General features: G+C 32.6%; 13 protein-coding genes. 1 reads left to right on the forward strand and 12 read right to left on the reverse strand.

What is annotated here, in order from left to right; all coding sequences use genetic code 11:
* Positions 1 to 135: 135 nt before the first annotated feature.
* The 12 genes from ACJAX4_RS15780 to gpr all read right to left on the reverse strand — a co-directional run bounded on the left by ACJAX4_RS15780 (position 136) and on the right by gpr (position 13,202).
* Positions 136 to 480, reverse strand: coding sequence for a histidine triad nucleotide-binding protein (locus ACJAX4_RS15780; protein WP_435790406.1), 345 nt, complete (start codon positions 478 to 480; stop codon positions 136 to 138).
* Between the two features lie 88 nt (positions 481 to 568).
* On the reverse strand, positions 569 to 1,879 hold the full coding sequence (gene mtaB, locus ACJAX4_RS15785) for a tRNA (N(6)-L-threonylcarbamoyladenosine(37)-C(2))-methylthiotransferase MtaB (protein WP_435790407.1): 1,311 nt from the start codon (positions 1,877 to 1,879) through the stop codon (positions 569 to 571).
* Positions 1,879 to 2,631 carry a 16S rRNA (uracil(1498)-N(3))-methyltransferase gene (locus ACJAX4_RS15790; RefSeq protein WP_435790408.1) on the reverse strand — a complete coding sequence of 251 codons (753 nt, stop codon included), beginning with the start codon at positions 2,629 to 2,631 and terminating at the stop codon, positions 1,879 to 1,881. Before ACJAX4_RS15790 ends, mtaB begins: the two co-directional genes overlap by 1 nt.
* A 35-nt stretch (positions 2,632 to 2,666) precedes the next feature.
* Positions 2,667 to 3,602, reverse strand: a complete 936-nt coding sequence (gene prmA, locus ACJAX4_RS15795; protein ID WP_435790409.1) for a 50S ribosomal protein L11 methyltransferase — start codon at positions 3,600 to 3,602, stop codon at positions 2,667 to 2,669.
* 57 nt (positions 3,603 to 3,659) lie between these two features.
* The gene (gene dnaJ, locus ACJAX4_RS15800; protein WP_435790410.1) at positions 3,660 to 4,787 is read right to left on the reverse strand and encodes a molecular chaperone DnaJ; all 1,128 of its coding nucleotides are present in this window, start codon (positions 4,785 to 4,787) and stop codon (positions 3,660 to 3,662) included.
* A 146-nt stretch (positions 4,788 to 4,933) separates the two neighbouring features.
* Positions 4,934 to 6,775, reverse strand: coding sequence for a molecular chaperone DnaK (dnaK, locus tag ACJAX4_RS15805; protein ID WP_435790411.1), 1,842 nt, complete (start codon positions 6,773 to 6,775; stop codon positions 4,934 to 4,936).
* Positions 6,776 to 6,848: 73 nt separating this feature from the next.
* The gene (grpE, locus tag ACJAX4_RS15810) at positions 6,849 to 7,481 is read right to left on the reverse strand and encodes a nucleotide exchange factor GrpE (protein WP_435790418.1); all 633 of its coding nucleotides are present in this window, start codon (positions 7,479 to 7,481) and stop codon (positions 6,849 to 6,851) included.
* Positions 7,482 to 7,573: 92 nt separating this feature from the next.
* A complete protein-coding gene (gene hrcA / locus ACJAX4_RS15815) occupies positions 7,574 to 8,620 on the reverse strand; it encodes a heat-inducible transcriptional repressor HrcA (RefSeq protein WP_435790412.1) in 1,047 nt (348 codons plus the stop codon).
* A gap of 199 nt (positions 8,621 to 8,819) precedes the next feature.
* Complete coding sequence (gene hemW / locus ACJAX4_RS15820; protein WP_435790413.1) at positions 8,820 to 9,941, reverse strand: radical SAM family heme chaperone HemW; 1,122 nt, start codon at positions 9,939 to 9,941, stop codon at positions 8,820 to 8,822.
* A gap of 21 nt (positions 9,942 to 9,962) precedes the next feature.
* Positions 9,963 to 11,768: a translation elongation factor 4 gene (gene lepA / locus ACJAX4_RS15825; RefSeq protein ID WP_435790414.1), complete on the reverse strand. Its 1,806-nt coding sequence runs from the start codon at positions 11,766 to 11,768 to the stop codon at positions 9,963 to 9,965.
* A 69-nt stretch (positions 11,769 to 11,837) separates the two neighbouring features.
* Entirely contained in the window at positions 11,838 to 12,095 is a 258-nt protein-coding gene (locus ACJAX4_RS15830) for a hypothetical protein (RefSeq protein WP_435790415.1), read from the reverse strand.
* A gap of 132 nt (positions 12,096 to 12,227) precedes the next feature.
* Positions 12,228 to 13,202: a GPR endopeptidase gene (gpr, locus tag ACJAX4_RS15835; protein WP_435790416.1), complete on the reverse strand. Its 975-nt coding sequence runs from the start codon at positions 13,200 to 13,202 to the stop codon at positions 12,228 to 12,230.
* A gap of 201 nt (positions 13,203 to 13,403) precedes the next feature.
* On the opposite strand from gpr, the gene rpsT reads away from it, so the two are divergent.
* Entirely contained in the window at positions 13,404 to 13,670 is a 267-nt protein-coding gene (gene rpsT, locus ACJAX4_RS15840; RefSeq protein ID WP_435790417.1) for a 30S ribosomal protein S20, read from the forward strand.
* The last annotated feature ends 167 nt before the right edge of the window (positions 13,671 to 13,837 follow it).

Consider the following 13,837-nt stretch of genomic DNA (forward strand, 5'->3'; position numbering starts at 1 on the left):
GCCTAAATAGCACATTTTTTATTATACAACATTATTTTGCAGTATGTCAACAATTTCATTGATTTTTGACCATATAAAATGTATTTGCACATAAATCATTGCTAAAAACACAACATTATCAAAATTGGTTTTTGATTAGCCAGGTGGCCACTTAAGCATCCTGCCTCCCAATAAATGAAAATGTATATGTTGAACACTTTGACCGCCATTTTCCCCACAATTAGAAACGATTCTATATCCAGTTTCAGAAATACCTAGGTCTTTTGCAATTTTTTTTGCAACAATGAATATATGACCTATTACACCTGATTCATCTTCACTTATATCGTTGATGTTAGAAATATGCACCCTAGGAATAATTATAACGTGTACCGGCGCCTTTGGACTTATGTCTTTAAATCCTATTACGCTTTCATCCTCGTAAATTAACTCACAAAGAATTTGCTTTTTTATAATTTTACAAAAAATACAGTCATCCACATAATCACCTCCTAACCATCTTATATTATTATACTATTCAACATAAAATTTTATTCTCCTGCTATATCTATATTAATTATTGATTAAACTATTTTAGCTCTTGCATTTCTCCAATTAAATGATCCTCTCTACATCCTAAAATCTTAGTGGTACAAAATTCACCCTCAACACTTCTATTAGACTTCGAAACAACCTTTATATAGTTATCAGTGTAGCCTTGAAATTCGTCACAACTATTGCTCCACCTTTGCTCATAAAGAACACTCATACATTTATTCGAGAATTTACTCATAAATTTTTGTTCTAATATATTGTTAAGTTCAATGAGTTTATGACTTCTATCATCTTTTATATTTCCATTAATCTGATTTTTTATTTCAGCGGCTTTAGTTCCTTCTCTTGTGCTATATTTAAAAATATGCATTTTTGATAATTCTAATTCTTTTAAAAAATTATAGGTTTCATCAAATTCTTCTTCTGTTTCTAAAGGAAATCCCACAATTATATCCGTAGTTATGGACACATCATAAATATTATGTCTAAGATTCTCTACTACGGTTTTATACTCCTGAGCCGTATATCTTCTATTCATTCTTTTAAGAGTTTCATCACATCCACTTTGAAGAGAGAGATGAAAGTGGTGACATAATTTTTTAAGTGAAACTATTTTCTCAATAACTCCCTCTGTAAAAAATGTTGGATCTATTGACCCTATTCTTATTCTTTCGATACCAGAAACCTTGTCAACCTCTTCTAAAATTCGAACTAAATCCCATCCCTTTTCTAAATCAGATCCAAAAGATGCTATATGTATACCAGATAAAAGAATCTCTTTGAACCCATTTGCGGCTAACTCTTTAACCTCTGCTATTATTTTATCAGGAGCTTTACTACAAACTGCTCCCCTTGTGTATGGTATTATGCAATAAGAACAAAATCTATTACAACCATCTTGAATTTTCACAAAAGCCCTAGTTCTATCTTGATACTCACTGATATTCAAATCCTCAAATACTTTGTTTTTCAGAACGTCACTAACTTCTACAATCTGTTTACTTTCATTTTTAGCTCTATTTACCCAGTAAACAATATCACCTTTATTTCTACTACCTAAAACTACATTGACACCTTCAATGCTTGCTACTTCTTCAGTGGATATTTGTGCGTAACATCCCACTACTGCAATTACAGCCTCACTATTTAATCTTCTTGCACGTCCTATCATCTGTCTTGACTTTTTATCACTCATATTAGTTACAGTACATGTATTAATAACATATACATCTGAAAACTCATGAAACTCTGCTACTTCATATCCTTCGCGAAGAAATTTTTCTACCATTGCTTCTGATTCATATTGATTTACCCTACAACCTAAGGTTGTGATTGCAATTTTCATTACACAATTCCTCCCAAATCCCCCAATTCGTACATTATCAAACTTAAACATGTAAACCCCGCTGTCTCAGTTCTAAGTATTCTTGGTCCCAAAGTTATAATTTCGGCGCCTATTTCTTTTAATTTCAATATCTCATAATCTTCAAATCCGCCCTCTGGTCCTATTACAATAGCAACTTTAACAATATGTTTTTTTCCTATGTTTTGAACTGTTTTTTTTATACCATAGCCCTCTTCATTCTCATAGGGCACCACCACTAAATCCATGTGCTTCACTTGTTCTAAAAGACTTTCAAAATCTATAGGAGCATTGATTTGAGGCACCAAACTTCTCTTGCTTTGCTTAGAAGCCTCTAATGCTATCCTATTCCACCTATCTACCTTTTTAAGATCCTTAAGCTCAGTTTTAACTACTACTCTCTCTGTAATAACAGGTGTTACTTCTTTAACTCCAAGTTCCGTATTTTTTTGAACTATCAAATCCATTTTTGTTGATTTTGGAAGGCCCTGAAATAAATAAACTTCGATAGGACTTTCATTATTTATGGGACTTTCTTGTAACAGATTTATAATTACTTGCTTTTTATCTATTAGTGTTATTTCACCTATATATTCTTTGCCGTCAGAGTTGTTTATACTAACTTTATCAGAAACCTTGAGTCTTAATACCCTATATATATGTTTTACATCCTCACCATCAATAATAGCTACATTATCCACTATACTGTGTTTTGGAACAAAGAATTTATGCATTATTTATTCTCACCTCGACTTGTTTGATTATCACACTAGAGCTTTGCAACGATGCAAACCCATTCGCCCTCTATGTTTATCTCCTCAATTGCAAAACCACATGATGTTAATTTGTTTAATACTTCATCTTTTTTACTTAAAATTATTCCTGAAGATATAAAGTACCCGCCCTCTACTATAAATGGCTTAACTCCCTCAGTCAAAAACATAATTATATCTGCCATTATATTCGCTATAACAATGCTGGCTTTTCCTTTTACAACTTCCATTAAGTCTCCATATAATATCTCAATATTATTTACATCGTTGTAACTAACATTTTGTTTTGCAGACTCCACTGCTACAGGGTCCAAATCCACTCCTATAACCTTCTCGGCCCCTAGCTTAGCTGCTGTGATAGATAAGATACCCGACCCTGTTCCTATATCAAAAATTGTAGAATCCGCCTTTACATGTCTCTCTAGGGCTTTTATACACATCCTAGTAGTCTCATGAGTACCAGTTCCAAATGCCATACCTGGATCTAGTTCCACAATTATTTCATCATAATTTTTTTTATAATCTTCCCATATAGGTTTTATAACTATCTTTTCTCCTACTTTTGTTGGCTTATAATATTTTTTCCAGTTATTTTCCCAATCTTCCTCCTTTACATTATTCCATGTAACAGATCCGAGGCCTTTATCAAGTCCAAACTCAGGCAATTTATTTACTCCTATTGTAATTTTTTCAAAATTTTCATCAAATTTTTCATCTTTTTTATAGTATCCCTTAACTACAACCTCATTATCTGTATTTATAATAGTCTCATCAAAATAGTCCCAATCAGTAGTATGATCTCGCCTGTAAATCATGTCAGCAGGATCTAAAATAGAAACTCCACTTACACCAGTATTATTCAACATTTCCGACACAGCCTCAACTGCCTCACTACTTGTAATTATAGTTACTTCAACCCAATTTTTATCCACTTTTATCCTCCTAGTTTATAATAAAAAACTCCGTTTTATAAACGAAGTTTTTTATTTCTATTTACCTAATATTTTATCCACAAAAGATTTTTTATTTTCTTCAGAAACTTCTACAATTTCGCCATTAGCTTCCATAAAGAGTTTCAGTGCTATCTTTTGTTTATCATTAAGGGATTTAGGAACATCAACAACAACTTTTACATATTGATCTCCTCTTCCATGTCCATTTACTCTAGGCACACCCTTACCCTTAAGTCTAAACACAGTACCAGATTGTGTTCCTGCTGGCACTTTGTATTTAACATCCCCATCTACTGTAGGCACTTTAATTTCAACGCCTAGAGACGCATTTCCAAAACTTATGTGAGAGTCTATATGAATATCAATTCCATTTCTTTTAAAAGTTTTATGAGGAGTTACTCTTATATTTATATATAAATCTCCTGCTGGACCACCCTTTTCACCCTGTTCTCCTTGCCCTCTAAGAGGCATAACATTTCCAGTATCAACTCCACCTGGAACATTAATATTAATTTTTCTATTTTTTCTCTGTTTCCCAGAGCCATGACAAGTTTTACAAGGTTCAGAAATTATTTTACCTTTACCTCCACACTTGTCACAAGTGCTCATGCTAGCAAAGCTTCCGAACGCAGTATTTCTCTGAACTTTTATCTGCCCATTTCCACCACATTTATCACAAGTTTTTGGCGACGTACCAGCTTTTGCACCACTACCACTACAATCGTCACATTTCTCATTCCTTGTAATAGATATCTCTCTTTCAACGCCAAAAACAGACTCTTCAAAGTTTAAATTTATATTATACTCTAAATCCGCACCTTTTCTAGGTCCATTCTGATTTCTTTGAGAGAATCCACCTCCAAATATGTCACCAAATATATCTCCAAAACCGCCACCACCAAAACCACCAAATCCTGAACCGCCGTCAAATCCTGATCCACCAGCATCAGCTGTACCATATTGATCATAATTTGATTTTTTTTCTGGATTAGATAAAACTTGGTATGCCTCGTTCATTTCTTTAAATTTATCTTCTGCCACTTTATTGTCTGGGTTTCTATCTGGATGATATTTTAATGCACCCTTTTTAAAAGCCTTCTTAATTTCTTCTTCACTGGCACCTCTTTCTATGCCAAGAGTTTCATAATAATCTTTGTTTGCCATGCTACTTTACACCACCTAAAATATATATACTTCTATAATATAAACTATTGCGTAAAATAATTCAACCCATAGTATTATATGATTACTTACAATATTACTTGAATTAAGGGAAGGGTAACTACCCATCCCTTAATCAAATGAATTATTTATTCTTTATCGTCTACTTTAAAGTCAGCGTCCACTACATTGTCATCTTCCGGACCATTTTCAGAAGTATTATCTTGGTCAGGATTTTCTCCTTGACCTTGTGCTGCTTCTGCTTCATATATCTTTGTAGTTACTGCGTAGAAAGCCTCAGTTAGTTCTTCAGTAGCTTTCTTAATAGCCTCTGTATCTTCGCCTTCTTTAACTTTATCAAGAACTTCTAACTTAGCTTCAATATCTTTCTTATCTTCCTCGGATATTTTTTCACCAAGTTCAGTTAATGTTTTTTTAGTTTGGTATGATAATTGTTCTGCACTGTTCTTAACTTCAATTCCTTCTTTTCTAGTCTTATCTTCATCTGCAAATTTTTCTGCTTCTTTTACTGCTGCGTCAATTTCATCATCACTTAAATTAGTTGATGCTGTAATTGTTATCTTAGCTTCTTTTCCTGTTCCTTTATCTTTAGCTGATACATTAACAATGCCGTTAGCATCTATATCAAAAGTAACTTCTATTTGTGGCACGCCTCTTGGTGCTGATGGTATTCCTGAAAGAGTAAATCTTCCTAGTGTCTTATTCCCTGCAGCCATTTGTCTTTCACCTTGAACAATGTTAATTTCAACTGATGTTTGACCATCTGCGGCAGTTGAGAATGTTTGACTCTTTTTAGCTGGAATTGTAGTGTTTCTTTCAATTAAAGGAGTAGCTATTCCACCTAGTGTTTCTATTCCTAGAGTTAATGGAGTTACATCGAGAAGTAAAACATCTTTAACTTCTCCGCTTAATACTCCTGCTTGGATTGCTGCACCAAGCGCTACACATTCATCTGGATTCACTCCCTTTGAAGGATCTTTACCAGTAAATTTTTTAACTGCGTCTACAACTGCTGGTGTTCTTGTTGAACCACCTACAAGTACAACCTTATCTATTTCATTAAGTGATAATCCTGCATCCTTAAGAGCTTTTTTCATTGGCTCTATTGTAGAATCAACTAAATCGTGAGTTAATTCATTAAATTTAGCTCTTGTTAAATTCATTTCTACATGTTTAGGACCTGTTGCATCTGCGGTTATAAACGGTAGGTTAATGCTTGTTTGCATAGATGATGATAATTCAATTTTTGCTTTTTCAGCAGCTTCTTTTAATCTTTGATGTGCCATTTTATCATTTCTTAAATCTATTCCATTATCAGCTTTGAAAGTATCCGCTATATGATCAACAACCTTTTGGTCAAAATCATCTCCACCTAGTTTAGTATTTCCGTTAGTTGATTTAACTTCGAAAAGACCATCACCAAGTTCTAATACAGATACGTCAAATGTACCGCCGCCTAAATCATAAACTAATATTTTTTGGTTAACATCCATTTTATCTAAACCATAAGCAAGAGCTGCTGCTGTTGGCTCATTTATTATTCTCTTAACTTCAAGGCCTGCTATTTTTCCTGCATCCTTTGTTGCTTGTCTTTGGCTATCATTGAAATATGCAGGTACAGTTATTACAGCCTCTGTAACTGTTTCTCCTAAATAAGCTTCAGCATCAGTTTTAATTTTTTGCAAAATATAAGCAGAAATTTCTTGTGGTGTGTGTGATTTTCCATCAACATCTATTTTATGATCAGTACCCATTTCTCTTTTAATTGAACTTATTGTTTTGTCTGGATTAGTAATTGATTGTCTCTTAGCAACTTGACCTACAAGTCTTTCTCCATTAGCTTGAAATGATACTACAGATGGTGTAGTTCTAGCACCTTCTGAATTAGCAATTATCACGGGTTCTCCACCCTCCATAACTGCTACACATGAATTTGTTGTACCTAAATCTATTCCTATAATTTTTCCCATTATTATTTCCTCCTTAAATTTCTTATAATTTATAATAATTAACAATATTATCTTTCTAATATAATATTAATATTTAGTTTGCAACTTTAACCATACTATGTCTTAATACCTTACTTGCTCTTTTATATCCCTTTTGAAATACTTCTACTATTTCATTAGTTCCATATTTTTCGTCTTCAACATGCATTACTGCATTATGAAGATTCGGATCAAATTCGCCTTCTGAGGCTAATTCTTCCACTCCGAGTTTGCTAAAGGCTTCATTAAATTGTCTTACTGTCATTTCTACACCAACCCTTAAGTCTTCTGAAGATCCTTCAACAGAAAGGGCTCTTTCTAAATTGTCTAGTGGTGTTAGAATTTCCTTTAAAACATCTGCGCAAGCATCAGTGTATATGCCTTCCTTCTCTTTCGATGTCCTTCTTCTAAAATTCTCATATTCAGCAGTTGTTCTTAAAAATTTATCTTTAAAACCATCCACATCACTTTGTAATTTCATATTCTCTTCAATTAATTTTTTCATTTTTTTACTCATATCTTTCTCTTTTTCACTTTCCAGAAGTTCTGTAAACTCTTCTTCATCTACTATTTCAGCTTCTTCTGAAGCCGCATGTACATCAGCATCAACTTCTTCTATAATAGCTCCATTTTCATAAGTTTCGTCTTTTAAGCTCAAATTCTCTGAGATTAAATCTTCATCTTCCATTGATACATCTTCTTTTAAAATTCTTTCATTACGTGCACTCACTCAATAACTCCTCCATTCCAGGTTCAAAATAAATCTTTTAATTTTAAGTCTTATCTATGGTCTTCATAGATTTGAGTTATACTGTCATTTAATTCTTTAACTATTTCAGTTAGTACAGATATAACCTTACCATAAGGTATTCTAGTTGGCCCTATAACACCAATAGATCCCAGCGGCATTTCAGCCACACTATAGACTGCCGTTATAATACTGCATTCTCTAGCGCACTCGACAAAATTTTCTTCACCGATTTTAATTGTAATATTACCAGTAATATCCCTAACACCCAGCAAACTATTCATACTCTCTTTATTATCTACTAGAACTAAGAACTCCCGGGCTTTGCTTATATTGTTATATTCTGGATAGTTGAATATATTTGCAGCCCCCTGAATATAGACCTCTGAAGTTTCAACCCCAGAAAGACTATCGTATAAAGCTGGAATGATACCATCAAAAATTTCTTGAAAACAGATCAAATCACTTTTTAGATTATTGATAACTTCTAAGTTTATTTGTTCGATTGTATGCTTACCTAATCTAAAATTAAGTATATTGGTAAGTTTTTCTATTGTAGAACTATCAATGTACTTACTAGTTTTAATAAAATTATTCTTTACAATTCCACTATCAGTAATAATTACAAACAAAACACTTCCAACATCTAAATTCATTAACTGAATATATTTAATACTGCTCTTTTGAACAGAAGGAGCCTTAACTATAGATGTAAGGTTCGTTAGACGCGCAAGCATTTGTGTTGCTTGCTTAACAACTTTATCAACCTCATATAAAGCGACATTAATAAGTTTGTTTTTGATCATATATTGTTCCTCAGTAGTTAAATCTGTGATTTTCATAAGTCTATCAACATATAATCTATAACCCTTATCTGATGGTTTTCTACCAGATGAGGTATGTAGTTGTTCTATATATCCCATCTCTTCAAGATCTGACATTTCATTTCTTATAGTAGCCGAACTAATACCTAAATCATACTTTTTAGCTATGGTTCTGGATCCTACGGGCTCACCATTATTTATATAATCTGTTACTATAGCCCCAAGTATTTTGATCTTTCGGTCATCCATTTCCATAATATCACCTCTTTTATTAGCACTCACTACCATTGAGTGCTAACGAGTATGTATTTAAAATATCATTTACTATAGTATTTGTCAATAACCTCTAATTTCAATTATAGCCATTATTTACTGACCATTATAAGTTAGCTTCCAAATGCTACGTTTTACTTTGATTTTCATATAGATATATTAAAACATATGTTAATGGCCGTTACAGCAGGAATTCTGACATAATTACATTAGAAAGCTGTATACCTTCATAAGTTAAATAGATATTATCATCATCCTCTACCATAAATTTAGCTATTACATATTTGTTTATTACAGGGCCATAAACACCATGTATATCTTTACTAAATCTTCTCTTAAATTCATTTTTACTTATTCCTTGAATTTTCCTAAGACCCATAAACATAAACTCTTCCATATCATCTTTAAGTGAATTTATTGTTTTTTCTATTATTGCATTACCGTTTGTATTTATTTTTTCTATATATTTTTCTATATTTTCTTCATTTCTATACCTAAACCCATCACTATATGAATGAGAAGCAGAACCACACCCAATATATTCATCCAAATTCCAATATACTAAATTATGATTGCAGACATTATCGTTTTTTGCAAAATTAGAAATTTCATATTGTGTATACCCTTTTTCTCCTAGACGTTCTATGGTTTCATAGTACATAGTTCTTTCTAATTCCTCATGAGGCATCTTTAATGTACCTTCATTAAATCTTTTATAAAAAACTGTTCCTTCTTCTACTATTAAACTATAGCAAGATAAGTGTTCTGGGCTAAGCCTCGTCACAATTTCTAATGTCTCTAACCATTGCTCAAGGCTTTGTCCCGGAAGCCCAAACATTAAATCAACATTAATATTATGGAAACCTATATTTCTTGCCATTTCAAAACTTTTTTTGAAGTCCTCAAAAGTATGAATTCTCCCCAATTTTTTAAGAAGCGAATCCTGAGTGGCTTGAAGTCCAATACTAAGCCTATTTACTCCCATTTCTTTTAAAATGTTTAATATTTCGCTTGTAAATGTTCCCGGGTTTCCTTCCACTGTAAACTCTAAATCTGCTGTGATGTCTAATTCTTCAATACTTTTGCTTATTATTTTCCAGCCTTCTAAAGATAAATAGGTGGGAGTCCCCCCACCTATAAATATAGTCCTTATTTTTATATTTCTTATACTTTTTATTTCTTTTGCTAAGGCCGTGGCATAATCAGTCATACAATTCTCCTTACCAGCATAAGACGGAAAATCACAATACAAACATTTTTGTGCACAAAAAGGAATATGTATATATAACGCCACACTTTTCATATATTTAAATCACCTTACCTTTTAATCAACCTTAAGTATAGCCATAAATGCTTCTTGTGGAACTTCTACACTTCCCACTTGCCTCATTTTCTTTTTACCTTCTTTTTGTTTCTCTAAAAGTTTTCTTTTTCTTGAAATATCTCCACCATAACATTTAGCTAAAACATCTTTTCTAAGTGCTTTTACAGTTTCTCTTGCAATTACTTTTGCGTTTATAGCTGCTTGTATTGGAATTTCAAACATTTGCCTTGGTATATGTTCTTTCAATTTTTCACACATAACTCTTCCTCTATTGGATGCTGTCTCCTCAGGAACAATCATGGACAGAGCATCAACTTTTTCCCCTTTAAGCAAAATATCTAGTTTTACAAGAGTTGCTTTTACATATCCCTTTAATTCATAGTCAAATGATGCATAACCTTTTGTTCTTGATTTTAAAGCATCAAAAAAGTCATATACTATTTCATTAAGAGGCAGGTCATAATTAACCACAACTCTAGTAGTTTCTATATAAGTCATATCAATATATACACCTCTTTTATGTTGGCATAACTCCATAACTGTTCCTAAATATTCAGCTGGTGTTATGATAGAAGCTTTAACTATTGGTTCTTCCATATAATCAATTTCTGTAGGCTCTGGAAGATTTGTTGGGTTTGTTATTTCTATTAGGTCTCCACTAGTTTTCATTACTTTATATATAACCGATGGTGCCGTAGTAATAATTTCTAAATTAAATTCTCTTTCTATTCTTTCTTGTACTATTTCCATATGAAGAAGGCCTAAAAATCCACATCTAAATCCAAAACCTAGAGCAATAGATGTCTCTGGTTCAAAATTTAAGGCAGCATCATTTAATTGAAGTCTTTCTAAAGCCTCTTTTAATTCGCCATATCTAGCACCATCTATAGGATAAATACCACTAAAAACCATAGGTATAGCAGGTCTATATCCTTTAAGCGGCTCTAAAGCTGGTCTAGCAGCTTCTGTTATTGTATCTCCAACTCGAGCGTCTCTTACATTTTTTATGGACGCTGTTATATATCCAACATCTCCAGCTATTAGCTCAGGTACAGAAAGATAATTTGGAACAAAAACTCCAACTTCTACTACATCATATATTTTATTCGTATTCATCAGTTTAATTTTAGTTCCTGCTCTAACTTTACCATCGCGTATTCTTACATAGCATACAACACCTTTGTAGCTATCATATGAAGAATCAAAAATCAGTGCTTTTAGAGGAGCTTCTTCATCACCACTCGGTGGTGAAATCTTATTTACAACAGACTCTAGAACATCTTCTATATTAAGTCCAGTCTTAGCTGAAATAAGAGGTGCATCTTGGGCTTCTATTCCTATGACGTCTTCAATTTCCTGAATAACCTCTTGAGGCCTGGCACTAGGAAGATCTATCTTATTTATAACTGGAGCAATATCCAAATCATTATCTACTGCAAGATAACAGTTTGCTAATGTCTGAGCTTGAATTCCTTGTGATGCATCAACTACAAGTACCGCACCTTCGCAAGCAGCTAAACTTCTAGAAACCTCATAGTTAAAATCTACATGCCCTGGAGTATCTATTAAATTAAATATGTATTCTTCTCCATTGTCTCTTTTATATACTAGCCTAGCTGGTTGAGATTTTATCGTAATACCTCTTTCTCTTTCTAGGTCCATATTATCAAGTACTTGTTCATCCATTTCTCGTTTTGTTAAAGTTCCTGTCTTTTCTAGTAATCTGTCTGCAAGAGTAGACTTGCCATGATCAATATGTGCAATTATAGAAAAGTTTCTTATGTGCTTTTGTCTGTTGCTTTGCATTAATTTTTACCCCCATTATTATATACGAATTAAATTAAATTATATCATAAATATCTAAAACTTTGAATATTATTTCGAAAATATATCATTATATGTATCAATGCATTTTTCTTTCACGCCATCAATAACTTTATTATTCATATAAATAATATAATCCTTTGTCTCTATTCTAATGTCAATAGGCTTAAAGCTTACATCAATTGTAAATGGGGACTTTTTCCTAAGAAGCTCGGGTTTACTAATACTAATTATGACGAATCCACATATAAAGATAAAAAGACAAAAAATAATTGCGGCAAAATTTTTCTTATTATTTCTTTTTCCCATGAAAAAGGCCCCCTTATAATATTCTGATAACAGTTATTATCACGTCATTAATAAGGATGCACTTTTTATAATAAATTATTCACTTTTCCCATATATTTGCTCTATGATGATAACATTTTTGTAAATTTATTACTAGTTTAGAAACTTGTTTATATCCTCTAAACCTAAAGCCGGCTGAAGAGCTATGTTAATTCCATTAGCAATAATTTTAGATACAGAATTTATAACAACATCAATTTCCTTTGGTGTAACTACAAGATTACCTACATATGGGTTTAATATTTCAACAATCATCTTTTGTTTTTCCACCTTATCAATCGATTTAAGCATATTGTAAAATTCTCCGCCTTCCTTTGCGGTCCTAATCATCTCATCTAGCACTAAATCAATAGTGTCATTTGCAAGTGTTGCAGCATCAACTACCGTTGGAATACCAATAGCAATAACCGGAACTCCTAAGGTTTTCTCACTTATTTCCATTCTTTGATTCCCTATTCCCGCACCTGGAGAAATTCCAGAAGTACCTATTTGTATAGTTCTATTCACCCTATCCATTTTTCGAGAAGCCAGTGCATCAATACAAATAACTAAATTAGGTTTAATTCTCTCAACAATTCCTCGAATGATTTCTCCAGTTTCCATTCCAGTTATTCCAAGGACTCCCGGTGATATAGCACATACCGGTCTTATTCCTTCATCTATGGAGTCAGGTACTAATTGCTTTAAATGTCTAGTCACCATAATTTTAGAAACAACTTTTGGTCCTACAGCATCAGGCGTAACATTCCAATTTCCAAGCCCAACAACTAATGCCGTCATGCTATCGTCGAGTTTCACTAGTGGTTTCAAAACCTTTCCCATTGCAATGCTTACTTTATCCATAGCATCACCATCATAGTGAACAAATTCTGGGATATCAATTGTTATATATGTACCTTTTGGTTTCCCCATCATTTCTGCACCGATATCGCTCACTACTTTCACATTCGTTATTTTAATATCGCCTTCGTTGTATTCATCCACCTCAATACCAGGCATCTCGCCATTGCTTTCTTCTCTGTATAACTCTTTAGCTTCTACAGCTAAATCAGTTCTTACACTTATCATAATTTCACCTCACCTAAATTTTTAATATTAGTTTTTCCTAATAGAGCTTTATTATTCTTTAAAAATTATATGTATAGGTTAAATTTCACTTGAAGTGCTTTAATTTTAATGATATAATATCACTTGTCTATTAAGAAAATTCGGATGCAGTTTTCCCAAAAGCTGTTGACTCGTTATTAAATTCAAGGAGGATGAAAATAAATGGCAAATATTAAATCAGCAAAAAAGAGAATTAAAGTTACTGCGTTTAAGACAGCTAAAAATACAATGATAAAGTCTGCTTTAAAAACTACAGTAAAGAAATTTGAAACAGCTATCGCTTCAGGCAATGTTGAAGAAGCTAAAGTTACATATGCAAGCGTAGTTAAAGCTTTAGATATGTCTGTAACAAAAGGAATACTTCACATTAACAAGGCAGCAAGAAGAAAATCAAGATTAGCTGCAAAGTTAAATGCTTTAACTGCATAAAAAATAACCGGTGACATGCACCGGTTTTTTGTTTTTTGTATCACTTTTATCACATCATAGTTTTTATCATAAACATTTCAATATTTATTTTAGAGTCAGTCGAAGAACTTTTTATTGTTTTTTCTGTTTTAACGCATAGTTCAATATTTCTCTTTAGTCTATTTAAA

It is taken from the genome of Clostridium sp., from assembly GCF_051278035.1.
Taxonomy (GTDB): Bacteria; Bacillota; Clostridia; order Clostridiales; family Clostridiaceae; genus Clostridium_AD.

Coding starts and splice junctions, on each gene's coding strand:
- mtaB (WP_435790407.1), bottom strand. CDS start 1,879: ATGAAAATTGCAATCACAACCTTAGGTTGTAGGGTAAATCAATATGAA.
- ACJAX4_RS15830 (WP_435790415.1), bottom strand. CDS start 12,095: ATGGGAAAAAGAAATAATAAGAAAAATTTTGCCGCAATTATTTTTTGT.
- dnaJ (WP_435790410.1), bottom strand. CDS start 4,787: ATGGCAAACAAAGATTATTATGAAACTCTTGGCATAGAAAGAGGTGCC.
- hrcA (WP_435790412.1), bottom strand. CDS start 8,620: ATGGAAATGGATGACCGAAAGATCAAAATACTTGGGGCTATAGTAACA.
- ACJAX4_RS15790 (WP_435790408.1), bottom strand. CDS start 2,631: ATGCATAAATTCTTTGTTCCAAAACACAGTATAGTGGATAATGTAGCT.
- hemW (WP_435790413.1), bottom strand. CDS start 9,941: ATGAAAAGTGTGGCGTTATATATACATATTCCTTTTTGTGCACAAAAA.
- dnaK (WP_435790411.1), bottom strand. CDS start 6,775: ATGGGAAAAATTATAGGAATAGATTTAGGTACAACAAATTCATGTGTA.
- lepA (WP_435790414.1), bottom strand. CDS start 11,768: ATGCAAAGCAACAGACAAAAGCACATAAGAAACTTTTCTATAATTGCA.
- grpE (WP_435790418.1), bottom strand. CDS start 7,481: ATGGAAGATGAAGATTTAATCTCAGAGAATTTGAGCTTAAAAGACGAA.
- rpsT (WP_435790417.1), top strand. CDS start 13,404: ATGGCAAATATTAAATCAGCAAAAAAGAGAATTAAAGTTACTGCGTTT.
- gpr (WP_435790416.1), bottom strand. CDS start 13,202: ATGATAAGTGTAAGAACTGATTTAGCTGTAGAAGCTAAAGAGTTATAC.